Origin of the sequence: Paludibaculum fermentans (assembly GCF_015277775.1) — a bacterium.
GTDB classification, from domain to species: Bacteria; Acidobacteriota; Terriglobia; order Bryobacterales; family Bryobacteraceae; genus Paludibaculum; species Paludibaculum fermentans.
In genome coordinates this window covers 952957-977211 of record NZ_CP063849.1, presented here as the reverse complement: position 1 = coordinate 977211, position 24255 = coordinate 952957, and the positions used below count along the sequence as shown (strand labels likewise).

Genomic DNA, 24255 nt, shown 5'->3' with positions numbered 1-24255 from the left:
TGGGGCAGGCTGACTGCCCCAAACTAAACATTATACGGTCCTGGATGGGGGCGCGGGTACAACAAAACCCAAAGGGAGGGAATCCGCTCAGTTTTCAGGCGTTAGGCGCTCAAGTGCGCTCGCCGGCGATCACCAGAAACCCGGTCTGGACTTCGCCGTCCAGGATGCGGTTCCAGATGGCCCGGGCGCGGCCCTGGGCCTTGCTGTGTTCAAACAACACTTCCTGGCCGCGCGCCAGCCCGGTATCGGTATGGGCGGCACGGAAGCCGGTTTCACTGACGTCGATCAGGCGGCCTTCGAATGACGCGGCCTCGGCGCCGTCCACCGCCTTAAAGGTGACTCGGCCTTCAGCGCGAAATCGGGGCTCACGCCGTTTTTCCAGGTAACTCTCTGTCATGACTCCACTTATGGCCATTCACCAGCATTTCGGACGGTTCTTCTTCCAGACGGTATTGTCTGAGTTTTCGACTCAATGTGCGGCGTGAGATGCCCAACAGATCGGCCGCTCGCTGCCGGTGGCCGTGGGTCTCGTCCAGCACTCGCATGATCGTTTCGCGTTCCAGCCCGTCCAGGATTGCGCCGTGGGCGGCCGGATGGTTCGCGGCCCCGGCCTGGGAGGAACTTCCGATTTCCACCGGCGTGCGCGGCGGAATGGATTGCAGCCGGACGGGCAGTTCGAGGTCGGAACTGAGGATCACACCGTTGCGCGCCAGGATCGCCGCGCGCGTAATGACATTCCTCAACTCCCTGACATTGCCCGGCCAGGAATGATAGACCAGAGCTTCCAGGGCTTCAGCGGACATGTGCACGGACGGGTCGTGCAGGCTGAGGAAGTGCAGCGCCAGCGCCTGCGTATCCTCGGGCCGTTCCCGCAGTGGCGGCACACGGAGGGTCATCTGGCTGAGCCGGTGGTAGAGGTCGCGGCGGAAGCGCCCTTCGGAAACCGCTACTTCCAGGTCAACATTTGTGGCGGTCAGGACGCGCACATCGACAGTGATTTTCTTAGTACCACCAAGGCGGTAGTACGGCATACCATCCAACACGCGTAGCAATTTCACCTGCATGCGCGGCTCTAATTCGCCAATTTCGTCAAGAAAGAGCGTGCCGGTATTGGCCAGTTCGAAGAGCCCGGGTTTGGCGGAATCGGCTCCGCTGAAGGCTCCGCGCTCGTATCCGAAGAGCTCGCTCTCGATAAGGTGTTCCGGCAGAGCTCCGCAACTGATGTCGACCCAGGGCCGGCTGGCGCGTAGAGACAGATGATGTAAAGCCCGGGCAATCAATTCCTTACCGCTGCCGCTCTCACCCTGGACGAGGACCGTGGCCGAGGTCCGGGCCACGCGTTCGGCCAGGTCAAGGGCAGCCAGCATCCGCGGACTGGCAACGATGGCTCGCATCCCGAGGAATTCGAATTCGTGAACCGGCGGCACAGGCATGAAATTGGCCTAGTTGTTTATTCGACTACTTCCTCTTCAGGCTATAGCCGAAATCATCGAGAACCCTCACTCAAACTAGCCTTAGATGAGCGTGGGAGTTTGCTTAGCTGGCCAGAATGGTAATGTTTCCAGCAAGATCCGCCGATGATCTGGGATAGAAGCGCACATGTCGAACGTGGCGAAGACCTATACCCGGATCATGATTGTTCTCGGAATCGCTGTGTTCCTGCCGCAGCTGCGGTATTGGAGCAACCAGGATCCGGTACAGTACCTCAGCTACTTCACGCTCGCCATTCTGGCCTCGGTACTGCAGGTCGGCTACCACACGGACCTGGGCGTGGTGCCCATCAACCTGCTCTTTGTTCTCATCACATTGCGATCGCTTTCCCCGGCCGAGACGATGGCCCTGGGCGCCGCGAGCGCGCTGGCGCAGACGTGGATGTCGTCGAAGAAGTCGCGCAGCAGGATCATGGACAGCCTGTTTGCCGTCTCCGTCATGTGCATCGCCATCGCTCTCGCCGACTACGCGTCGCGAGGGGTGTTCGTGGTCGAAGGCCGGCGGGAAATCAACGACGCGTTGCGGGCGATCCTCACCGGCGCCACCTTCTTTGTAGGGATCTCGTTCCCGTGGGCCACGAAAGAGGCGCTGGAGACCAAGGTCAAAATGCCGGTGATCTGGAAGAATCGCTACTTCTGGATGCTGCCGTTCTACGTAGCCGGCGCCGTGCTGGCTGGGATTTTCGACATAGCCCGGGGGGAAGTGGGCTGGCAGTTGCCTGTGCTGGCCGTGCCTGTCCTGTTTCTGCTCTACCGCTCGTACCGTATCTATATGGCCCGGCTGGAAGACGGCCGGTCGCACGCGGAAGAGATGGCTTCGTTGCACCTGCGCACGATCGAGGCGCTGGCGCTCGCCATCGACGCCAAGGACCAGACCACGCACGAGCACCTGGAGCGCGTGCAGGTCTATGCCATGGAAGTGGGCAAGGAATTGGGTTTGAACGAGTCGGATATGGAAGCCCTGCGGGCGGCTTCGCTGCTCCACGACATCGGCAAGCTGGCCGTGCCGGAGCATATCATCTCTAAGCCCGGCCGCCTGACGCCTGAAGAGTTCGAAAAGATGAAGATTCACCCGGTGGTCGGAGCCGAGATCCTGGAGCGGGTCCGGTTTCCCTACCCCGTGGTACCGATTGTGCGCGCACACCATGAGAAGTGGGACGGCAGCGGCTATCCCGATGGACGTTGGGGGGAAGACATCCCGATCGGCGCGCGAATCCTTTCCGCCGTCGATTGCCTGGACGCCCTGGCCAGCGATCGGCAGTACCGCAAGGCGATGCCGCTGGATCAGGCGATTGGCGTGGTCGTGCAGGAGGCTGGACGCGCCTTCGACCCGCGGGTGGTCGAGGTGTTGGCGCGGCGCTATGTCGAACTGGAGCGCATGGCCAAGGCGCGCAAGATCGAGCCGCTCAAACTGAGCACCGATATCAAGATTGAAGCCGGGGCGGCGCCCGCCGCCGGATTCGAAGGCTCGGACAAATCGCCCGCGGCCAAAGCCGCCGCCATTCTCGACCAGCCCGACTTTCTCAGCAAGATTGCAGCCGCCCGGCACGAGGCGCATGCGCTGTTTGAACTCGCCCAGAACCTGGGCAGCTCCCTGAGCCTGGATGAGACGCTGTCGGTGCTGAGCGTCCGCCTGAAGCGACTGGTGCCCTACGACTCGATGGCCGTCTATATCCGGCGGGAAAACCTGCTGCATCCCGAGTTTGTCAGCGGCGACAATTTCCGCCTATTCTCCGCGCTGGAGATTCCCGTGGGGCAGGGCTTGTCCGGCTGGGTCGCCGAGAATTCAAAGCCAATCCTGAACGGCAACCCATCCGTGGAACCTGGCTACCTGAACGATCCCTCGAAGTTCTCTACCCTGCGGAGCGCCCTGGCCGTGCCGCTGCAAGGCGTAAATGGCGTCATCGGGGTGCTGGCGCTGTATAGCAGCGAACGCGACTCCTTCACGAAAGACCATCTGCGAGTGCTGCTGGTGGTGAGCTCCAAGCTGTCGCTGGCGATCGAGAACGCCCTCCGCTACCGGCAGGCCGAGACCTCCGCGACGACCGATTTCCTCACCGGGCTGCCCAATGCGCGGTCGCTGTTCCTACATCTTGACAGTGAGATTGCGCGCTGCAAGCGCAGCGGCGAGGTGGTCTCGCTGCTTGTTTGCGACCTCGACAACTTCAAGCAGATTAACGATCAGTACGGCCACCTGGAGGGCAACAAAGCCCTGAAGGTGGTGGCCACGGCGCTGCGGGGCAATTGCCGGGAGTACGACTACGTGGCGCGCATGGGCGGCGATGAGTTTGTGGTCGTGCTGCCGGGCCTGGATGCCGCCAACGCGGCGCAGCGCGCGGAGCACATTCGCAAAATGGTACTGGAAGAGGCACGGCTGCAGACGGGGCTCGAACTGTCGGTCTCGATCGGCAGCGCCACGTATCCTCACGGCGGAGCCGATGCCGAGGATCTGCTTTCGTCAGCCGATCGCGTGATGTACAAGGTGAAGGCGGCCAGTCCGGAACGCCTGCGTTCGCAGAAGAACTGGGCGCTCTGGCAGCAGAACACCCAGGGTACGCAGACGATTCACTGAGTCCGGGCCTATTCCACGACCCGGTCGCGCAGGCGGAAGCGGTAGACCAACGCTCCGGAAACCAGAGTGGCGGCGGCCAGGGCCGAAATCACGGGCGCGAAGCGCAATCCAACAAAAACCAGAACCACGCCGGGCACCACGAACAGCAGCGGAATGAGCGGGTAAGCGAAGCTGACCACACCCAGTTTCTGCCAGCCGGGCCGGCCGCGGAACTTGAAGAGGCTGGCCACGGCCAGCATGGCGAACAGGCTGAGCAGGTAGCCGATGTAGGTCATCAGGTTGCCGAAGTTGATGAGCGTCATCAGCATTGCACAGGCGCCCTGGCAGAGGATGGCCGGCACCGGAGTGCGCCATTCGGGGTGGATCTTGGCGGCAACAGGCAGGAAGGCGCCGTTCTTGGCCATGGCGTAGTAGAGGCGGGGTCCGATGGTCACCATGGCGTTCACAGTGGACATCAGCGAGATGGCCAGCAGGCCGCTGAAGAGGCCCGCCACCTTCTCCCCAAAGAGCGCCTTCGCCGTTAACGAACCCACAGCGAGGACACCCTTCATCTCGGAGAGCGGAGTCGCGTAAATGAAGACCACGTTGAAGAGCAGGTAGAGTCCGGCGACGAGGATGGTGCCGATGGTCAAGGCGAGCGGGAGGGTCCGTTCAGGCTTCTGCAACTCTTCCGCGATGTAGGTAGCCGCGTTCCAGCCGCTGTAACCGACGTAGATCCAGAAGAGGCTGATGGCGAACTGGGCGGTGAGCGGCGCGCTGGAGGTGCGGACGGTGGATTGGGTGAGGTGGCTCCAGTCGCCGTGCCCCATCAGCAAGCCGAAGCCGATGAAGGCGACCATGACGAGGATCTTCACCGAGGTGAGTGTGTTCTGGATGCGGGCGATGAATTCCACGCCAAAGAGATTGAGCACCGTGAAGACGAGGATGATGCCGGCGGCCATGATCTGGGCTCCACCGAACTGAAAGCCGATTTCGCCGGCGCTCCAGCGGAACCAGGCGTTCTGCTGTTTGAGCGCGGGGAAGAAGTAGCCCAGGTAATCGGAGAGGGCGAGGGCGGCGGCGGCGATGGGCGCCGAGAAGCCGGCGAAGAAGCTGACCCAGCCGCTCATGAAGCCGAGCGTGGGGCCGTAGGCGCGGGTCAGATAGACATACTCGCCACCGGACGCAGGAAAGTTGACCCCCAGCTCGGAATAGGAAAATGCTCCGGCCAAAGCGATGATGGCGCCGACCAGCCAGATGCCAAGCACCAGTTTGGGATCACCCAGATCGCCGGCGAGGAAGCCGGTCGAGGTAAAGATGCCGGTGCCCACCATGTTCGAGATGACGAGCGCGGTAGCCGAGTAAAGACCCAAACGTCTAAGAAGAGTGGGGGAAGAGGTCATTGGATTGAATTGTAGCGGACGCGGCGAGTTCAGGTTGTGACGGACCCCGGCGCTGGCGCGTTTCCTGGGATTTCCGCGAATTTTCGATCACACCCCGGAGAGGAACGCGCGGCCGGCGGAGAGGGTGACTCCGCCGTCAACGGTCAGGACGGTGCCGGTGATGTAGGACGCCGCGGAGGAGGCGAGAAAGAGGGCGGCCTCGGCGATCTCACGGATCTCGGCGAACCGGCCGAGCGGGACGGCGGCCATGGTTTTGGCGCGGGCCTCGGGGGTCGGCGCCAGGCGGCGCATGCCTTCGGTGCCGTCGACGGGGCCGGGCGCGATGACGTTCACGCGGACTCCGGCGGGGCCCCATTCCAGGGCGAGTACCCGGTTCAGCATGTCGACCCCGGCTTTGGCTGCACAGACGTGGGCCTGGCCTTCATAAGGGTGGGAGCCGTGCGTGGCGGAGATGGAGATGACGGAGGCGCCGGGCTTGCGCAGGTGATCATAGGCGGCGCGGCAGGTGTTGAAGGTGCCGAGGAGATCGATGTCGACGACGGCCTTGAAGCCATTGGCGGACATACCGAGGACGGGCGCGGGGAAGTTGCCGGCGGCTCCGCAGACGAGGATGTCGAAGGGGCCGAAGGCCTGCAGGCAGGCTTGGGTGGCGGCGAAGTCGCGGACGTCGGCGGCGAAGGTTTCGCAGGGGAGCGTCTGGGCAGCGGCGGCCAGCTTATCGGGATTGCGGCCCTGGATGCCGACGCGGGCTCCGTGTTGGGCGAAGAGTTGGGCGATTCCGAGGCAGATCCCGCTGGAGCCTCCAGTGATGTAGGCCGACTGGCCGGCGAGCAGGTTGTCACGGAATACGCTGGGCATCGGAGACACTATAGCGCCCCGCGGCCTTACTCCGTCCGGTCGCAGTAGTAGTTCGGAAAGTGCGCCTGGAACACGGCCAGCGTCATGTTGCGATCGGGCTCCATGCCGTACTGCGTGCTGCGGCCGCTCAGGAGCAGGACCTGTCTGCTGGTGTCGATCGTGCACCAGCCGCCGCCCAGGGGCTTCAGGCCGTATTTCTCGACGATGTCGCGATGGAAGGTCACCGAATCGTCGAAGACGACGGCGAGCTTGCCGCCCTCTTCCGGGATCAAACCCATCACATACTTGCCCTCCATGCGCTCCTTTTCAGCTGCATGGAGGATGAGGACGATGGTCTGGCCGCTTTCAGGCAGACGCAGGCTTTGGCGCAGGTTCATGTTGGGCCATCCACGATTGCATGGCGTCGAGCAACGCTTCGATCGTGGAAGGGACGGCCTCCACGGTGACGGTCAAGCCGTGGCGGCGAGCCACTTCGGAGGTCACGGGTCCGATGGACGCGATCTTCGACGCCGACACCAACTCCGGCCCGGCCGCGGCAAGCAGGTTCTTCACGGTTGAGGAACTCGTGAGGGTGATCCAATTCGGCTTGGCCGCTCCTAACAAGGCTTGCGCCTGCTGCGCCAGGTCGGGCGGCACGATGGTCTGATAGACAGGCACGACGTCGACCCGCGCGCCGAGCCTGGTGAGTTCCTCCGGGATTACGTCACGGCCGACAGAAGCCCGCGGCAGCAGGATGGTGCGTCCTTCGAGGCCTTCCGTGCTGAGGGCGGCGACTACGCTCTCGGCGATGAACTCATCCGGCACGACGGTGGGCTCCAACCCGCGCTGGCGCAGGGCCGCGGCGGTGGCTGAGCCGATCGCGCAGAGCTTGGGTCCGGCTACCGGCTTTACCTTGTCGAAGAAGAACTCGACGCCGTTGACGGAGGTGAAGATCGCCCAGTCGTACGAGGGGAAGTCGGGCGCGGTGAATTCCAGGGGGACGAAGTCGATCACCGGCAGTTCGATCACGTCGGCGCCCAGGGCGCGCAGGCGCGACGACAGGGTACCGGCCTGGCTGCGAGCCCGGGTGACGACGACCCGCTGGCCGTGCAGGGGTTGGTTCGTTCCGTATACCTGCACGAGGATCGCCTGGGCTCCACCGGCGAGCAGGCGGCCGGCCGCGGCGGTGCCGAGTTCGGCGGCTGCGCTGACCGGACCGCTGGTCTCGTCGACGATTAAGGTTCCGCCATCGGGATCGATCACAACGGAGCGGAGCTGCAATTCCTCGCCCGTGACGACAGCGTAAGCTCCGATGGGTACCTGGCAGCCGCCTCCGAGCGAGGCCAGGACGGCGCGTTCCGCAGTGACCGCCGCCCGGGTGGCCGCATGATCCAATTGGCTGCAGACTTTGAACGCAGCGCCGCCATCGTCCCGGGTTTCAATCGCGAGGGCGCCCTGGCCGACGGCGGGACACATGATCTCGGGCGCCATCAGTTCGGCGATCCGGTCGCCCCAGCCCAGGCGGCGCAGGCCCGCGCCTGCCAGCATGATGGCGTCGAACTGACCTTCGTCCAACTTTCGCAGGCGGGTGTCGAGATTGCCTCGGACGCTTTCGATTTGCAGGTCGGGGCGCAGCTTTTTCAACTGCGCGGAACGGCGCAGGCTGGATGTGCCAACGCGCGCGCCATGCGGCAGTTCGGCGAGTTTGCAGCCGATGATGGCGTCCTGCGGAGTTTCCCGTTCGGGGATGGCGGCCACGGTCAGGCCGGGCGGCAGCACGGTGGGCAGGTCTTTCAGGCTGTGCACGGCCAGGTCGATGCGCCCTTCCAGCAGCGCCTCTTCGATTTCCTTGGTGAACAGACCTTTGGAGCCGACTTTGGCGAGCGGCACATCTGTGATCTTGTCGCCTGTCGTTTTAATGATCTCGAGGTCCGTTTCGACACCGAGCACGGCCAGTTGCGAAGCCACCCAGCGCGCCTGCCAGAGGGCCAGTTGCGAACCGCGGCTTCCGATCTTGAGCTTCATGAATCCTCCAGCCGGAACATCCGGCGGATCAGCGTGAGTACGCGGTCGCCTTCGGGTTGCGCCGCCGCGCGGCGGATCTCGGTGAGGGGCCCGTGCGCGATCTTATTGAGCAGGCCGCGCGTATACGCTGCCAACACTTCTTCCTGCTGCGGCGACAGCGGGCCCAGCTTGCCGCGAATCCGCTCGTATTCCAGGCGGCCCATCTCCTCGAAGCGATGCTGCAGGCTGACGATGGTGGGCGCGACTTCGCGCGCCTTCATGCGTTCCAGCAGGCGGGCGATCTCTTCGTCGATGATGAGTTCGGCCTGGTCCGCCTCGCGCTGGCGGGCCTTGCGATTCTGTTCCACTTCGCGGCCCAGATCGTCGATGTCGTAGAGGTAGATGTTCTCGATATCGTTCAACGCCGGATCGATGTTGCGCGGCACGGCAATATCGATCAGAAAGATAGGCCGGTTCTGGCGCTTCTTGAGCACCTGCTTCATCTCGTCCTTCTTCAGCAGGTAGTCCGGAGCTCCACTGGAGGTGATGACGATGTCCATCTCCGGCAGACGGGCGTGGAACGTCTCGTAATCGATCACGTGGCCGCCGACCAGTCCGGCCATCTCTTCGGCCCGGGCCCGGGTGCGGTTGGTGACGAGGATCTGTTCGCAGCCGGCGCGATGGAGGTGGCGGGCTGCCAGTTCCGACATCTTGCCGGCGCCCACCAACAGCACCTTTTTCGAGCTGAGCTGGCCGAAGATCTGCTTGGCGAGTTCGATGGCGGCGTAGCTGACGCTGACGGCGCTGCGGCCGATGTCTGTCTCGGAACGAACCCGTTTCGCCACGGTGAAGGCGCGGGTGAGGACGGAGTCGAGGAAGTTGCTGAGGGAACCGTGTTCCTTGGCTGCCGCGTAGGCGGCTTTGAGCTGGCCGAGGATCTGCGGCTCGCCCAGAACCATGGAGTCGAGGCTGGCGGCTACGCGGAACAGGTGGCGGATGGCCTCTTCGTCGCGGAAGGTATAGAGATACGGCCGCAGCCAGACGGCGTCGATGCCGCGGCTCTGGGCGATGATGCCCAGCACCTGGTCGAGATCGATCTCGCCGTTGGTGGCAATGGCCACCTCGACCCGGTTGCAGGTGGAGAGGATCATGGCCTCTTCCGCACCGCCTTGTGAACGCAGGTTGCCCAGGGCCTCGCCGAGGGCGGATTCAGCAAACGCGAGGCGTTCGCGCACCTCCACCGGCGCGGTCTTGTAACTGAGACCCGTGAGCATTACCTTCATGCGCGTGTCTCCGTCATTTGGCGAGCAGCGGCCTCAATCCGACATGCGCGGCCCAGGTAATCACCGCGAACCCAAGCACGGTCAACGAAAGCACTGCCGCTTTGCGGCCCCGCCAGCCGGCGGAGATCCTCAGAAATACCATCAGCAGGTAGAAGCCCCAAGTGACGAGGGAGACGACGATCTTGGCTTCGCTGATCCAGCGAGTCCCGTATTCGATCGACGCCCAACTGCTGCCGGCCACCACGGCGAGGGTGACGGCCACGAAACCGACGCTCATAGAACGCGTGATTAGGGTGTCGAGTGTCTCCAGGGGCGGCAGGCGGTCCGGCGTGACCATGGCGATGAAGTCCTCACTGCCATGTTTCCGCTTCAGCCGGCGTTCCTGCAGCAGATAGAAAACAGCGGCTCCGGCGCTGAGCAGCAGGCCTGCGTAGCCCACTAGAACCAACAGGATGTGCGTGATGAGCCAGGCGTTGCGGACGCGGACGTCTTCCCAGGAGGCCATGGGCGCGCCCATGGCGGCGATCAGGGTCAGCAGGGAGACCAGGGGAAAGATAAAGATGCTGAGGATGGCGAAGTGGTAGCGCCACTCGACGAAGAGGTAGACAACGGCGAAGATGAGGGCGCACAAGGAGGCGGTCTCGTAGAAGTTATTGGCCGCCAGGTGTCTCAGTTCGACACTATGCTCGACGAACGACACAAAATGAAGCACCACTGCGACATGAAAAGCGCCTAATGCGTAGGGAAAGAGGCGGGCTCCGCGGCGCAGGACGGTCAAAAAAGCATGCACCAGGCCGGCCGCATAGAGGACGGCAGCCACCCGGAGCCAAAACAGGCTCATGTCGGGCATACACCACCAATCAATGAAGGAATCGCCGGCACGCTTTGAGTATATCGCGGCAGGCGCGCCTTCCAGAATGGGAACATGTCAGCATGACACTGAATCTGAAGGGAAAAACGGCATTGGTGACCGGCGGAAGCCGGGGCATCGGGCGAGCGGTGGTGGAACGGCTGCTGGCGGCGGAGGCAAATGTGGCCTTTTGCGGGCGCTCGCAGGAGGGCGTCGACAAGGCTCTGGAAGAGATCAGGGGGGCGAATAGTACTTTCGCCCTGAAGGTTGCAGGCCGAGTGGCCGATGTTGGGAGTGAAGAGCAAGTACGGTCCCTGTTTGAGTGGTTGGATGTGGAATTCGGCGTGCTTGACATATTAGTGAACAACGCCGGAGTGGGGATCTTCAAGGATCTGGCCGCGATGGCGCCAGAAGAGTGGCAGACAGTGATCGGAACGAATCTGACGGGTGTATACAACTGCTGCCACCATGGTCTGCCGCGACTGCAGAAGCAGGGGGGCGGCTGGATTGTGAACATTGCGAGCCTGGCGGGGAAGAATGCGTTTGCGGGCGGTGCTGCTTACAACGCGTCGAAGTTCGGATTATGCGGAATGAGTGAAGCAATCCTGCTGGATCACCGATATGAAGGTGTGAAGGTTACGACGGTGCTTCCGGGCAGTGTGAGCACGGATTTTGGGCGGGCAGGCAAGGCGGATTGGAAGATCGGGGCGGAGGATGTGGCGGAAGCGGTTGCCATGATCCTGGCGATGCCCGACCGGACGTTGGTGAGCCACGTGGAGATTCGTCCCTCGCGGCCGCCAAGGAAATAGCAGTGGGGCCTCGAGGCCCAAGACAGCAGAGTCGAGCGTGAGCGGGGCGGGTTGAATTCAGGCGTACCCGGCGCAGCGAAGGAAAGGAGCCCAAATTGGGCGACGCGTTTCACATGGAGATACCGGCGGACTACATTGCGCCGGCTGCGAAAGACAACAGGCGCTTTGCGTTCTCCAAGCGGCTGGGGAGCTCCACTTCGCGTGTGGCGGGCACTACGAAGGCTGGGCCGGCCGCCGGCAAACTTCTCGATCCCAATCGGACCGGGCGGGAAGCGGCGGTACTGGAATCCAACCTCAAGCAGTACATTGTGGGCCAGGACGAGGCGATCGAACAGATCGTCAACATTTACCAGATGCATCTGACGGGGCTGAACGCGCCGCAGCGTCCGGTGGGCAACTTCCTGTTCCTCGGTCCCACGGGTTCGGGCAAGACGCGCATTGTCGAGGCGACGGCGGAGGCACTGGTCGGAACGCCGCGCTCCGTCATCAAGATTGATTGTGCGGAGTTCCAGCACAGCCACGAAATCGCGAAGCTGATCGGTTCGCCGCCCGGTTACCTAGGCCATCGCGAAACACATCCACTGTTGAGCCAGGAAGTCCTGAATCAGTACCACAATGAGCGCACAAAGCTCAGTTTCGTCCTCTTCGACGAGATTGAGAAAGCCTCGGACGCGCTCTGGAACCTGCTGCTGGGCATTCTGGACAAGGCCACCCTGACGTTGGGCGACAACCGGAAGGTCGATTTCTCGCGGACGCTCATCTTCATGACGTCGAACCTGGGTGCAGCCGAGATGAGCTCCATCGTGAGCCCCCGCCTGGGGTTCCTGGCGAGGACTGGCGAGGACGGGGATCCTCTCTCGGCCAACGTCTCGGGCAAGATCGCCCGCAGCGGACTGGAAGCCGCGCGGCGGAAGTTCACGCCGGAGTTCATGAACCGGCTGGACAAAGTGGTGGTGTTCCAGCCCCTGGGCACGGAACAATTGCGCCGCATTCTGGATATCGAGCTCGGCATGGTGCAGCAGCGAGTCTTCTGCTCCGCGCCGGAGCGCAGCTTCGTCTTCACGGTGACGCCGGAAGCGAAGGACCATCTTCTGGCCGAAGGCACCGATTTCAAATACGGTGCGCGGCATTTGAAGCGCGCGATCGAACGCCTGCTGGTGCAACCCCTGTCGAATCTGATCGCAACAGAGCAAGTGCGCGGAGGAGATCTGTTGCGGGTGGATTTCGACACGGAGAGCAGTGAGCTGGCGTTCGCACGCGAAGCTGAAGGGCTGGCCATACAGGCCATGGCGGAACTGGTCGACCCGCCGGTGAAGATGTGGATGAAAGCGGCCGGAGCCGGGCTGGCTGAGGCGCAGAAGGCGCCCGCGGTCAGGACAACGCGGCGCGGTTAGTTAAGGCTTTTCGCTGGATTTGACCTGACGTGGGGAGAGAGCCGGCAGGGCACCGGGTCGTTGCGTAATGGCGATTTCGCGCGACGATCCGGTGCAGCCGGGTAACGGCTCCACGGAGTAGTAGTTCAATCCATACAGCCAGTTACGGTGCAGCGACTCGACGCATGTGTTCTCGGCCTGAGGCTGCACGCGGCGCCAGAAGCCGCGGGCTGAGACGATCTGGTCCAGTACGGGCGCGGCACTCAATTTCACGAACAAAAGGCCAAGACCCGCACCCACGGCTACCACCGCTACGGCGGAGGTTCGCTTGCGGCTGCGCTCCAACCACCACACCGCGGCAGTGAACGGCAGGGCCAGCGCGAAATACTCCCAATGCGTCTCACCTAGGTCGGCGCGGCGTAAGCCGTGAAGCAGCGCGTCCGGCAAGACAGTGGCGATGATCGGGCACAGGCCCAGCAGGAGGGTCGCCAGCGCCAGTTGCCGTTTTACGCCTTCAGCCGCTTCGATGCCCGCGGCCAGAACGATGCAGAGCGGCGGCAGCAGGGGCAGAATGTAGCCGGGCAACTTGTTGGCGGACACAGAGAAGAAGACCAGGCCGAAACAGAAGACCGCCAGCAGGATTCGGCGGCGCTGTTCGCGCCAACAGGGCGGGCCCAGCAGGGTCAGGACGGTCGGCCACGGGAACAGGCTGGCGATCAACACCGGGATATAGAACCAGAAGGGCTGCTCGTGCAGGAGGGCGCCGTCGGCGAAACGGGAAAAGTGGTGCTTGACGAAGAACTCGTCCCAGAACGCCTTGCCATGCAACGTAAACATGGCTGCATACCAGGGCGCCGCCACGACGAGGGCGGCCAGGGCCGGGACGAGCATTTCCTTCCAGCGCCGCCAGGCAAACCATAGCAAGGGCAGGATGAGCACGCCGGCGACCAGGCCTTTGGCGAGCAGTGCGAGTCCGAAACAGGCTCCGGCGGCGAGCGCGGCGCGCCGGGAGCCCGTCTCCAACCAAAGCAGGCCAAAGAGAACCGTGGCATTGAAGGTGGCGGCGAGCGGCAGGTCCGTCACGCCGATCTGGCTCTCGGCGGCCCAACCCGCCGTGGTGGAGAGCAGCAGGACGGAGATCCAGGCAATCCCTTCGCCCTCCAGACGCCGGACGGCTAAAAACTGGAGCAAAAGGTAGGCGAGGCTGAGCAGGGCCACGGGCAAACGGGGCGAGAGGTCGTCGCCTAAACCGGCCAATTGGCCCGCGCCCACCAGCCAATACAGCAGGGGTGGCTTTTCGAACCACGGCTTGCCCCACAGGCGCGGTGTGATCCAATCGCCGGAGTGCGCCATTTCGCGCCCGATGGAGGCGTAGCGCGGCTCATCCGCACTCAGCAGGCCAACCCCGTCCAAGGCCATGCCATAGAAGAGGGCGAGACCGCCAAGCAGCAGCAACAGAAGGATAATCGTACGAGGCGTAAGCCCAGCCAACGGCACGTCACCAGTATAATGGCCGCAATGCCTCGACTATCCTGTCTCGCTGTTCTGTTGTGTGCATGGGCCTGGCCGGCCGCCGCCGATGTGTCTGGATGCGCCTGCGATCCTAAGAATCCCGAGACGCTGAAGGTCCGCGAATGCAGTCTCTGCGCCGAAGCCGAAAAGCAGCCGGCCGATGTGCCGTTCTTCGTCCTGAAAGACGTCAATCCGCGCAAGCCCAATCGCTGGCTGGTGTTACCCAGGGTCCACGGCGAGGGGCCGCACCCCATCCACGATCTGCCGAAGGCGCAACGCGATGCTCTGTGGAAGTTTGCTGTGGCGACCGCAAAAGAGAAGATAGGGGACGGCTGGGGTCTCGCATACAATAGCTGGCACGTGCGTACCCAGTGTCATTTGCATATTCACGTCGGGCGCTACATCACCGCCGCTGAAAACTCGCGCTTCGTCGTGGTGCGGCGGCCTGAGGAGTTCCCCGCCCCGGAGCACAGCGGAGTGTTCATCCATCCGGTCAAAGGCGGCTTTCACGTGCACACGGGGGAACGCATTATGGAAACGGCACTGGTCCGGTGATCTCATTTGAGGATACATTCGTAGGGGACATTATGAGCCTTGTTGAGATCCAACAGCCGCCGACGGCGGAAACTGCCGCCATTCACCTGCATCCGACTGACAACGTGGCGGTCGCCCGGCTGACTTTGGGCGAAGGGCAGGCCGTCTCCGCCGGCGGTGTGACGGTTGTGTTGCGCGAACAGGTCCCCGTGGGCCACAAGCTCTCGCTGCGACGCATCGCGGCGGGGGAGAATGTGCTGCGGTATGGCCAGGTGATTGGACCGGCGCGCGTCGACATCGAACCCGGTTTCCACGTCCACAATCACAACCTGGGGTATCTGGAAGGCACTCGCGTTTATGAGTTCCCGGCGGACGAACGGCCATTGACCGCGCCGCCGTCGTCCATGCCCACGTTTCAGGGCTATGCCCGCGACGACGGCCGGGCGGGGACGAGGAACTACATCGCCGTGGTCGCGGCCTCCAACTGCGCGGCCCACACCGCCGAGTGGATCGCATCGAGTTTTGACGGCGAGACGCTACCCCCGAATGTCGATGGAGTCGTGGCCTTCCCGCACGGCGAAGGGTGCGGGCATTCCATTGGACCCGATACCGAGCAACTGCAGCGTACGCTGTGGGGTGTTCTCGACCACCCCAACGTCTCTTCCGCCATCGTGCTGGGACTGGGCTGTGAGGTGAACCAGATCGATCACTACCTGGGCGTCGCCGCCGGCAGCGGACCGCGCGCCTCGCGCATCGTCGGCATGACCTTGCAGGAGAGCGGTGGCACTCGTGCGACGGTCGAGCAGGCCCGCAAGACGATCGCCGCGATGATGGAACGCGCGACGACGGAACAGCGAGTGGAGCTCCCGGCGTCCAAGATCTGCCTGGGCCTGAATTGCGGCGGGTCGGACTCGTTCAGCGGCATTACGGCCAATCCCGCCCTCGGCTTTTGTTCCGACCTGCTGGCCGAACTCGGAGCCACCAGCGTGCTGGCCGAGACGCCCGAGATCGTCGGCGCCGAACACCTGCTGGTCAAGCGTGCCCGCAATCGGGCCGTGGCGGAGAAGCTGCTGGCGATGATCGCGAAGTATAAGACCTATCTTTCAAGATTCGAGGGCAGCTTCGACGACAATCCGTCGCCCGGCAACAAGGAAGGCGGCCTTTCCAACATCCTGGAGAAGTCCCTGGGCGCTGTGGCCAAGGGTGGCACCTCACAACTGAATGAAGTTGTCGACTATGCTGAGCGTGTGATGGGCCCCGGGTTCGCCTTCATGAATACGCCGGGCTATGACCCGGTGTCACTCACGGGCCTGGCCGCCGGCGGTGTCAATCTCATCGCCTTTACTACCGGCCGCGGCAGCGCGATTGGATTTCCTACCATTCCGGTGTTGAAAATCGCGACGAATAGCTACACCTACCGCCGCATGACCGGCAACATGGACATCAATGCCGGTAGGATCGCGGACGGGGACGCGAGTGTCGAGATCATTGGCCGTGAAATCCTGACTGCCTTGCTGAGGACGGCGTCGGGCGAGCGCACGAAGAGCGAATTGCTCGGTCACAAGGAATTCGTGCCCTGGCGCATCGGTCCGGTCATGTAGCTGGCGAATAACGGTGTTACCCTGAATGAATTCTCCCAGAGGAACCATGAGAATCCTGGTTGTCGAAGACGAAAAGCGAATTGCTGACTTTGTGAATCGCGGCTTGGAGAGCGCGGGGTACACTGTCGATCTCGCCGAAAACGGCGAAGCGGCGCTGGAGTTGATCCACGCGCACGATTACGATCTCGTAATCCTGGACCTGATGCTTCCCGACATGGACGGGTTGTCCGTCCTGGAGAAGGCGCGCAACAGGAAGGTTAGTCCGCCGGTACTCATCCTCAGCGCCCGTGGCGGAGTGGATGACCGGGTCAAGGGCCTCGAACTGGGCGCCGACGATTATCTCGTCAAGCCGTTTGCGTTTGTCGAGTTGCTGGCTCGTGTGCGCGCGCTGTTGCGCCGCGGCCAGTCGACTCCGGAACGCCTCGTGGTTGGCGACCTCTCGCTGGACTGCGTGCGCCGCAAAGCGAGCAGGGGCAGCGAACCGGTGGAGCTCGCGCCCAAGGAATTCAGCATCCTCGAATACCTGATGCGCAACCGCGGGCGTCCACTGAGCCGCACCATGATCGTGGAGCACGTCTGGGATATGGAGTACGACGGGCTGACGAACATCGTGGATGTCTACATCCGGCACCTGCGCAGCAAGATCGACGACCGCTTTCCGGTAAAGCTCATCCACACGGTACGCGGCATCGGCTACATGCTCGATCTGTCGGAAACCCCGGGCAGTTCCTCCGACAAGCCCGAAGAAGCTTAACCGGCTCCGGGCGCCCCCTCGGCCTCGCTGTATGTCCGACTCGATTCGCCAGCCCACGATTTGGCTCCGCTCGCTGCGTGGGCTGCGCATGCGCCTGGCGGCAACGTACGTCCTGTTGTTTGCGCTGGCGTTGGTGGGTCTGGGCTTCGTCTTCCGGCAGTCCCTCACAGGCATCCTGAACCAGCAGAGTGAGCGCGTGCTCGACGAAGAGTGGCGGGCCATGAAGGCCTATCTGCGCTTCCAGCGCGGCGAACTCATGTGGACTTACGATCCCGAGGACGCGGAGGAGGCCTATGCCGTCGACCGCCTGCGCCGCGTGCTGCTACTCACCGATGAGCGCGGCAACGTGCTGGAACTCTCCAGTGGCTATTCCGCCCTGGGCAGCGAGTCGATCCAGCAGATCAGAAGCGTCGTCCAGTCGCGCGAGCCCATCTCCGTCGTGAGGCATGATTTCCGCGGCGAGACCTATCTGGTCCGCATGGGCATCATGCGGGACCAGGGCCGGGCGTTCTTTGTAGCCATTGGCCTGCCGGTCGAAGACACGCTGCGAATCCCCGATCATCTATTGCGGCAATACCTGCTCTCGGTACCGGTAATGCTGCTGGTCATCGTCTTTGTGGGCTGGTACATGGCCGGCCGCGCCTTGCGACCGTTGCACCAGGTGGCGGAAACCGCCAGCGCCGTGGCGGGCGGCAACCTGAGCCTGCGTATTGCACCGCGCGGATCGGGCGACGAATTGGATGTCCTCATCGGCGCTTTCAACCAGATGCTGGAGCGGCTGGAGCTGAATTTTCAACAGATCCGGCAGTTCTCCCTGGACGCCTCGCACGAACTGCGCACCCCCATCACCATCATTCGAGGCCAGTTGGAAGTTGCGCTGTTGACCGCTGAGACCAGGGAACAGTTCCGCGAAGCGATTCTGACCGCCCTGCTCGACGTGGAGCGCATGGGGCAGATCGTGAAGTCGCTGCTGCTGCTGGAGCAGGCGGAGTCCGGGCAGGTCGTGCTACAGAAGACGCAGTTGGACATCGCGAAGCTGGCAGAGGAACTCGTCTCGCAATTCCGCATCGCCTCAGATGAAAAGGGGCTCTCGCTGGAGGTCGTGGCCCACGGCCCGTGCTGGGCGGAGGTCGACCGCGTACAATTCGATCGCCTGCTGTCCAACCTGCTGTCCAACGCCCTCAAGTACACACATGCGGGCGGCCGCGTGGAAGTCATCCTGGAGCAGGTGGACGGGGCTGCGCACCTGACAGTGAGCGACAACGGCCAGGGGATTCCCGCCGCCAACCTGCCGCACGTGTTCGAACGGTTCTATCGCGTCCGGGAAACCACGCCGGATCCGGACCGCGGGCTCGGCCTGGGTCTGGCGTTCGTGGCCTGGATCGCCCGCGCGCACGGCGGCCGGGTGGAGGTAAAGAGCGAACCGGGCCAGGGCTCCCAGTTCCTGGTGATCTTCCCAGCGCCCGCGCCCGTCGATGCCACGGGGCCCGAGCCGGAATCGACGGCCGGCCTGCTCTCCTGACGGCGCCAGATTTCCATAAAGACCCGCCTGCCCGCGCGCGTCTACCGTTTGATGAAACTCGCACGCTGGATTTTCGCCTTTTTGTCGCTTGCGGCCGTTATGGTCTGGGCCCAGCGCGAGCGTGGTGTGGCGCCATCCCGGGATACGCCCACGTGGGAGTACCGGCATCTGGAACCCCAGGAAGTCAGTCCCGGCGCGTATGAACAGGTGGACTGGACGCTGGTCACTTCCCTGGGCGCACAGGGCTGGGAACTGGTCAGCGTTACTCCATGGGTGATGCGCAACGACATCCATCAGCCGCGCAAAGAAGGAGAACCCAAGCTGGTGACCCAGAACTACATGGCGTTCTACTTCAAGCGCCAGAGGCCGGAGCAGCGTTAGCTAACCGGCGATTCGCAGGGATTGGGCGATCAGGCTCGTCACACGGCCGGCCATGTCGAGGTTCGGGGGCGGTGCGGCCTCAAGCGGCCGGCATACGACGACAACCGTCGAACCATCAAGGGTTTCGACCCACGCCTGCCACCGGTCCGGCAATTCGACCGGTGAAGGCCACCAGGCGGGATGGGCCCGCGCCACTACCCGGACCGGCGCTCCAAAGTGCCAGAGACGCTCGAGTTGCGCGTACGGGTCGGCCTGATTCAGCACGAGCCGCACCACTCTTCCGGAGCGTTCCGGCGGGTATCCGGCGGGCGCTGGCAGCAGGGCTGCCACAGGTAGGGCAAACAAGTCGCGTCTGCGCATGGTCCCTCCCATGGTAGCGTGAGCTTATGGATGCTCCGAAAGATCGAGTGCTCGTTGTCGACGATGAGTCGAATCAACGTACAGCGCTCGCCACGATGATCGCGGGCTGGGGCTATGAGACCGCATCGGCCGCCAACGGAGCCGAGGCGCTCGATCGTCTGCGCGAGTTTGAAGCCAGCGCCATCGTCACCGACCTCATGATGCCCGGCATGGACGGCAGTGAACTGCTGCGCCGCCTCAAGGACCAGGGCCAGGCGCCTCCGGCCATCGTGCTCACCGCCTTTGGCAACCTCGAAACCGCCGTCGCGCTCGTCCATGACCTGGGCGCCTTCTGGTTTCTGGAGAAGCCGTTACAGCCCGGCGCGTTACGCCTGCTGCTCTCCCGCGCGGTCGCCCAATCGCGCCTCACCGATTACAACGAGGCTCTGGAACGGCGCTTGAGCGAGCAGGGCGTACTGGGCAACCTGGTGGGCGGCTCGGACGTGATGCAGCGGATTTTCTCCCTCATCCGGCAGGTGGCGCCCACGCGCGCGACGGTGCTCATCACCGGGGAAAGCGGCACGGGCAAGGAACTGGCGGCGCGCGCGATCCACGACCTCAGTCCCCGCCGCACGGCGCCCTTTGTCGCCATCAACTGTGCCGCCCTGACGGAAACCCTTATCGAGAGTGAGCTGTTCGGCCACGAAAAGGGCTCGTTCACCGGCGCGGTGGAACGCCGCCGCGGCTGCTTCGAACTGGCCGATGGCGGCACGCTGCTGCTGGACGAGATCGGCGAAATGCCGGCGCCCACGCAAGCCAAGCTGCTGCGTGTCCTGGAAGAGCGCAAAGTGCGCCGCCTGGGCGCGGCCCGGGAAGTGGAGGTGGATGTCCGCCTGCTGGCAGCCACGAATCGCGACCTGCTGGCCGAGGTCAAGCAAAACCGCTTCCGCGAGGATCTTTTCTTCCGGCTGAATGTGTTTGAAGTTTCGCTGCCGCCGTTGCGGGATCGGCGAGAGGACATTCCAGCCCTGTGCGAAGTGATGGTCCGCGACATGAACATCCGCCATCAGTGCCGTGTCAGCGGCATCGATGCGCAGGCCATGACCCTGCTCCAGAACCAGGAATGGCCGGGGAACGCTCGTGAACTGCGCAATGTGGTGGAACGGGCGGTGATCATCGCCGGCGAGGGTCTCGTCCAGTCCAGCCATTTCTTTGGGCTCCACAGCTCCGCCCGCGCCCCCGTTGTGAGCGGAGACGAGGTGCGCCTCAGCGTCGGGGCGACCATCGACGAGGCCGAACGCGCCCTGATTGAAGCCACGCTTCGCCATACCGGCAACAACCGGACCCGGGCCGCCACAATTCTGGGCATCAGCCAGAAAACACTCTTCAACAAGCTGCGCGAGTATGGCGCGCCCGGCGGAACCGAGTAGAATACGCCCATGTCCCTGCGCCTCCGATTACTGCTGTTGATGATCGGCATGGTGGCCGCACTGTCGGTACTGATGCTCGGGATCCAGCTGAATTCGCTGGTCACGGTGTGGCTGGGCCACACGCAGGAAAGGGCGGCGTCCACGGCGCAGTTCGTCAAAAGTTATGTCATGGAGCGCGCCCAGGAGCGGGCCAGCGGCGTACAGCCGCCGCCCGGCGATCTCAACAACCAGATCCGCCTGTGGCGCTCCGCGATCTCAGAGGACCAGGAACTACCGGACCTGCTCAGCGCTACCCTCACCCAGACTCGCTCCCTCGTCGAGATCTCGGTGTCCGGCGAGCGCGGACGCATCCTGGCCTCCTCCAACCCGGATCGAAAAGGACGCCTCATCGGCGGCATGCTCCCCTTCAAGTCGCTGGTGGACATGAATCCATTCGACCGCTTCCTGCAGGTGCTGCGCGGCCAGATGGACTATGAGAACCGGGTGGACCTGGGCGTGCCCGGCCAGAAGGAACCGGTCTTCACCATCCAGGTGCTGGTCTCGAGCGCCCTGCTGCGCGACGCCATCGTCCCGGAGGTCTACAGGACCGCCCTCGCTTCGCTGCCGCTGTTCGTCTTTTCCATCCTGATCGCCTGGGTCGCCGCCCAGATCGCGCTGCGCCCGCTGGCCGGCATCAGCCAGACCATCGACCAGATCACGCGCGGCGAAACTATGCCGGACCACCACCCGAACATTTCCAGTACGCGCGAACTCGCCGCGGTGCAGGAGAAGTTGCGCTTCCTGGGGGAGCAGTTCCGCGGCGCGCAAATGGGCGCCACCCAACTGCGCGGCAGCGTGGAGCGACTGCTGGAACGGTTGGAGGAAGCCATTTTCCTCTTCGATTCCAGCGGCCGGCTCATCGTCTGTGGCGAGCCCGTGGAGCGTCTCCTGAACATGAAGCGCACGGACATCACACGGCGCAAGATCGAGGAACTGTTCCCCGCCTCGATGCCGGTGGGCGCGGCCATCGCCTCGGCCATCGTCGACCGCCGTCCCCTGCGGGATGCCCAGGTCGGGCGGCTGATGCTGAATCTCGACTTCCTGCCGGATGGGGCGCTGTTGCTGCGAATCAGGGACGCCGAAGGCCGTCAACTGGTCGAGAAACAGCTCAGCCTGTCCACCCGACTGGCCGCCATCAACCGCTTAACCGGCGGGGTGGCCCACGAGATCAAGAATCCCCTGAACTCCATCGCCTTGAGGTTGGAACTGCTGCGATCGAGGGTGCTGCCCGAGGTGCCCGAAGCCAATGGAGAGATCGAGGTGATCGCACAGGAGATCACGCGGCTCGATCGCGTCGTCCGGACCTTCCTCGATTTCACGCGGCCGCTCGAGATGCGAACTAAGGAGTGCGACCTTGGCTGCCTCGCTGCCGAGTCGTTGGAGCTGATCCGGCCCCAGGCGGAGCTCGCCGGCATCCGGGTGGAGACCTGCGGCCTGGATACGCCCGTCGAAGTCCGGGTGGACGATGACCTGATCAAACAGGTACTGATGAACATCCTCAGCAATGCCATGGAAGCCATGCCGGAGGGCGGCCATCTTCAGGTCAACTTGCGAAACACCGGGCGGGAAGCGATACTCGACATCTTAGACACAGGACCCGGTATCCCCCCGGAGATGAGAGACAAAATCTTTCAGCTCTATTACACAACGAAGGAAAAGGGAACCGGTATCGGACTCGCCATGGCGTTTCGAGCCATGCAAATGCACGACGGAGGAATTGAAGTGGGTGGAGGAGAAGGCAGAGGTACGACCTTCCGGTTAAGATTTCCGGTCCACAATGGAGCTCCGGAATGACCATGCGATCAACTCGTCTCTGGATCATGGCAGCGGTGCTGGCTCTCAGCCTGCCCGGTTGCTCCAAGTTCAAGAAGGCGCCCAAACCGCCGCCGGCCCCAGCGCCGGTTCAACCTAAGATTGAGCCGCCGGTCAGCCCGGTTCCGCAGGCGAAGCCCATGGAGGAGCCGCAATTGCCGGCCACTCCCCTGCCCGCGCCGGAGATCGAACCGCAGGTGATCCGGCCTAAGCTGGACCAGGTGGAGCCGCCCAAACCCACGCCCCCAGCCCGGCGCCGGGCCAAGTCGACGCGCAGCACCGCGGCTCCGAAACCCGCTAAGCCCGTGGAACCGGCCGCCACCGCGCCGCAGACACAAGCGCCCGTGCAGCCTCCGGCCCAGCCGCCAGCCCAGCCACCCGTCCAGCCGCCTCCGGATCCGGCACCAGCCAACCCGGCTCCGCAATCACCGAAGCCCGAGATCAAGCTGGCCGAGGTGTTGACGGAAGAGCAGCGCCGCAGCTACAACCAGACCATTGATGAGAGTATCGGGGAAGCACGCCGGGCCCTCGTCTCGCTGCAGGGACGTTCGCTGAGCCGGGAGCAGAGTGAGAACGAGAGCCGCGTCAGGACGTTTATCCGGCAGGCGGAAGAAACCCGCGCGTCCGATGTGCGAGCGGCCGCGCAGTTTTCACGCCGCGCCGCACTACTCGCCCGGGAGCTGCTCGAAACGTTGAAGTAGGGTTACTGCATCAGCCCGAAAAGGCTGACGAGAAAATCGCGCAGCGTGGTGCCCAGCGAGAGAATCAGGTCCGTTAGGATATGCCGTGCCTCACTGCCTCCGGTGAACATCCAGACGGCGAAGCAGATCCAGAAGAGGGTCCAGATGAGCGACCAGAACGGGGCAACCGGATTCCGACGGCATTCCGTAGCCCATTGAGTCCGCATGCGGGCATTTTCGGCCCGCCAGGCGTGCTTCAACTGGGCCCGCTCGGCCCGCCAGGCCGCCTTCATCTGGGCACATTCGGCCCGCCAGGCAGCTTGCTGTTCAGCCTTCCAAGCCTTCGACTGCCATCTCCACGGGAGAGGGCCGAACGAGGCGTTGAACATGTGTGAGAACGGGTTGGGGTTTGATCCGAATCTCATAGGTCGCTCATGGGTCTGATACGCAGCTCGACTTTGCCTTGTTCCCGGATTATTCGGTCAAGTGCAAAGACTGTCCGGAATTGGAACTGCGCCGTCCATTCCCGAAGTGAGCCGCCGTCTAGATAAACCGCGCGGCCAGCGGCGGCAACTCCAGCTGCAGCAGTTCTTTAACTCCATCCGGACCACGCAGGTCCAGCAACAGGTCGCCGCCGGCAGTGAAGTGCAGGCTGTAGCTGACAAACGGACAACTCCGGCTCTGCAGGCGCATCCACTCAATGACTTCGGCAGGCTCAGTGACCTCGCTATCCAGGACGTAGCGGAAGCCGTCGGCCAGTTCCATCCGCTCGTTGGCGGAACGAATCACGCGGCCTGTAAGCACCTCATAACGCTCACTCTCGGCCTCTGAAAGGGCCGTCTGGCCGAGATTCGCCGCGTCCGCCGCCGGGGGCCTCCAGGGTTCCGCCGAGGCGCTGGTGGATAGGACAAACAGGAAGACCAGGAGCTGCCGTTTCATACTCGAATCACCTCCGCTGGATGCACCGGCCCCACGCCGGACTGTCGCAGGAACTGCGGTGAATGGGATTCCCTCCAGTGAGGCCGGTCCAGGCCGCATGGGGAAACAAAGC

The 24255-nt window shown here is 63.5% G+C and carries 23 protein-coding genes; 11 read left to right on the top strand and 12 right to left on the bottom strand.

The genetic code is table 11. The features are described 5' to 3' along the window. Positions 1-109: 109 nt before the first annotated feature. Positions 110-397 (bottom strand): PilZ domain-containing protein, encoded by a 288-nt coding sequence (locus tag IRI77_RS03860; RefSeq protein ID WP_194450767.1) that lies wholly within the window; start codon positions 395-397, stop codon positions 110-112. After that, entirely contained in the window at positions 366-1394 is a 1029-nt protein-coding gene (locus tag IRI77_RS03855) for a sigma-54 interaction domain-containing protein (protein ID WP_194450766.1), read from the bottom strand. The genes IRI77_RS03860 and IRI77_RS03855 overlap by 32 nt, the downstream gene beginning before the upstream one ends. A 205-nt stretch (positions 1395-1599) precedes the next feature. Between IRI77_RS03855 and IRI77_RS03850 the strand changes: the two genes are divergently transcribed. After that, on the top strand, positions 1600-4062 hold the full coding sequence (locus IRI77_RS03850; protein ID WP_194450765.1) for a diguanylate cyclase: 2463 nt from the start codon (positions 1600-1602) through the stop codon (positions 4060-4062). A gap of 8 nt (positions 4063-4070) precedes the next feature. On the opposite strand, the gene IRI77_RS03845 is transcribed toward IRI77_RS03850, so the two are convergent. The 6 genes from IRI77_RS03845 to IRI77_RS03820 form a co-directional block, all read right to left on the bottom strand. Then, positions 4071-5444, bottom strand: coding sequence for an APC family permease (locus IRI77_RS03845; protein ID WP_194450764.1), 1374 nt, complete (start codon positions 5442-5444; stop codon positions 4071-4073). Positions 5445-5531: 87 nt separating this feature from the next. Then, positions 5532-6302, bottom strand: coding sequence for an SDR family oxidoreductase (locus tag IRI77_RS03840; protein WP_194450763.1), 771 nt, complete (start codon positions 6300-6302; stop codon positions 5532-5534). Positions 6303-6328: 26 nt separating this feature from the next. Further along, positions 6329-6679, bottom strand: coding sequence for a hypothetical protein (locus IRI77_RS03835; RefSeq protein WP_194450762.1), 351 nt, complete (start codon positions 6677-6679; stop codon positions 6329-6331). After that, positions 6648-8306 (bottom strand): hydroxymethylbilane synthase, encoded by a 1659-nt coding sequence (gene hemC, locus IRI77_RS03830; protein ID WP_194450761.1) that lies wholly within the window; start codon positions 8304-8306, stop codon positions 6648-6650. The genes IRI77_RS03835 and hemC overlap by 32 nt, the downstream gene beginning before the upstream one ends. Then, positions 8303-9568: a glutamyl-tRNA reductase gene (gene hemA / locus IRI77_RS03825; protein WP_194450760.1), complete on the bottom strand. Its 1266-nt coding sequence runs from the start codon at positions 9566-9568 to the stop codon at positions 8303-8305. The genes hemC and hemA overlap by 4 nt, the downstream gene beginning before the upstream one ends. Before the next feature lie 13 nt (positions 9569-9581). Beyond that, complete coding sequence (locus tag IRI77_RS03820) at positions 9582-10409, bottom strand: cytochrome C assembly family protein (RefSeq protein ID WP_194450759.1); 828 nt, start codon at positions 10407-10409, stop codon at positions 9582-9584. 92 nt (positions 10410-10501) lie between these two features. On the opposite strand from IRI77_RS03820, the gene IRI77_RS03815 reads away from it, so the two are divergent. Continuing rightward, entirely contained in the window at positions 10502-11227 is a 726-nt protein-coding gene (locus IRI77_RS03815) for an SDR family oxidoreductase (RefSeq protein WP_194450758.1), read from the top strand. A gap of 95 nt (positions 11228-11322) precedes the next feature. After that, positions 11323-12621, top strand: coding sequence for an AAA family ATPase (locus tag IRI77_RS03810; protein WP_228486584.1), 1299 nt, complete (start codon positions 11323-11325; stop codon positions 12619-12621). Here the strand turns inward: IRI77_RS03810 and IRI77_RS03805 are convergent, their stop codons facing one another. Next, on the bottom strand, positions 12622-14055 hold the full coding sequence (locus IRI77_RS03805; RefSeq protein WP_194450757.1) for an ArnT family glycosyltransferase: 1434 nt from the start codon (positions 14053-14055) through the stop codon (positions 12622-12624). It abuts the gene before it with no gap. A 63-nt stretch (positions 14056-14118) separates the two neighbouring features. Between IRI77_RS03805 and IRI77_RS03800 the strand changes: the two genes are divergently transcribed. The 5 genes from IRI77_RS03800 to IRI77_RS03780 are packed head-to-tail and all read left to right on the top strand — an operon-like array spanning position 14119 to position 18904. Beyond that, positions 14119-14667: a hypothetical protein gene (locus IRI77_RS03800; RefSeq protein WP_194450756.1), complete on the top strand. Its 549-nt coding sequence runs from the start codon at positions 14119-14121 to the stop codon at positions 14665-14667. Between the two features lie 32 nt (positions 14668-14699). Beyond that, on the top strand, positions 14700-16247 hold the full coding sequence (locus IRI77_RS03795; protein WP_194450755.1) for a UxaA family hydrolase: 1548 nt from the start codon (positions 14700-14702) through the stop codon (positions 16245-16247). A 46-nt stretch (positions 16248-16293) separates the two neighbouring features. Further along, complete coding sequence (locus IRI77_RS03790) at positions 16294-17001, top strand: heavy metal response regulator transcription factor (RefSeq protein WP_194450754.1); 708 nt, start codon at positions 16294-16296, stop codon at positions 16999-17001. Positions 17002-17032: 31 nt separating this feature from the next. Next, complete coding sequence (locus IRI77_RS03785; RefSeq protein ID WP_194450753.1) at positions 17033-18523, top strand: ATP-binding protein; 1491 nt, start codon at positions 17033-17035, stop codon at positions 18521-18523. A gap of 51 nt (positions 18524-18574) precedes the next feature. After that, positions 18575-18904: a hypothetical protein gene (locus tag IRI77_RS03780; protein ID WP_194450752.1), complete on the top strand. Its 330-nt coding sequence runs from the start codon at positions 18575-18577 to the stop codon at positions 18902-18904. Here IRI77_RS03780 and IRI77_RS03775 read toward each other — a convergent pair whose 3' ends face one another. Further along, a complete protein-coding gene (locus IRI77_RS03775) occupies positions 18905-19264 on the bottom strand; it encodes a hypothetical protein (RefSeq protein WP_194450751.1) in 360 nt (119 codons plus the stop codon). A gap of 26 nt (positions 19265-19290) precedes the next feature. Between IRI77_RS03775 and IRI77_RS03770 the strand changes: the two genes are divergently transcribed. Genes IRI77_RS03770 through IRI77_RS03760 form a run of 3 tightly spaced genes read left to right on the top strand, consistent with a single transcriptional unit; the run spans position 19291 to position 23225 of the window. After that, entirely contained in the window at positions 19291-20673 is a 1383-nt protein-coding gene (locus IRI77_RS03770) for a sigma-54-dependent transcriptional regulator (RefSeq protein WP_194450750.1), read from the top strand. Positions 20674-20682: 9 nt separating this feature from the next. After that, entirely contained in the window at positions 20683-22506 is a 1824-nt protein-coding gene (locus IRI77_RS03765; protein WP_194450749.1) for a sensor histidine kinase, read from the top strand. Next, a complete protein-coding gene (locus IRI77_RS03760) occupies positions 22503-23225 on the top strand; it encodes a hypothetical protein (RefSeq protein ID WP_194450748.1) in 723 nt (240 codons plus the stop codon). The genes IRI77_RS03765 and IRI77_RS03760 overlap by 4 nt, the downstream gene beginning before the upstream one ends. 2 nt (positions 23226-23227) lie before the next feature. On the opposite strand, the gene IRI77_RS03755 is transcribed toward IRI77_RS03760, so the two are convergent. Together IRI77_RS03755 and IRI77_RS03750 are read right to left on the bottom strand one after the other, a co-directional pair. After that, positions 23228-23629 carry a hypothetical protein gene (locus IRI77_RS03755; protein WP_194450747.1) on the bottom strand — a complete coding sequence of 134 codons (402 nt, stop codon included), beginning with the start codon at positions 23627-23629 and terminating at the stop codon, positions 23228-23230. 118 nt (positions 23630-23747) lie between these two features. Continuing rightward, positions 23748-24143 carry a hypothetical protein gene (locus IRI77_RS03750; protein WP_194450746.1) on the bottom strand — a complete coding sequence of 132 codons (396 nt, stop codon included), beginning with the start codon at positions 24141-24143 and terminating at the stop codon, positions 23748-23750. Positions 24144-24255 lie beyond the last annotated feature (112 nt).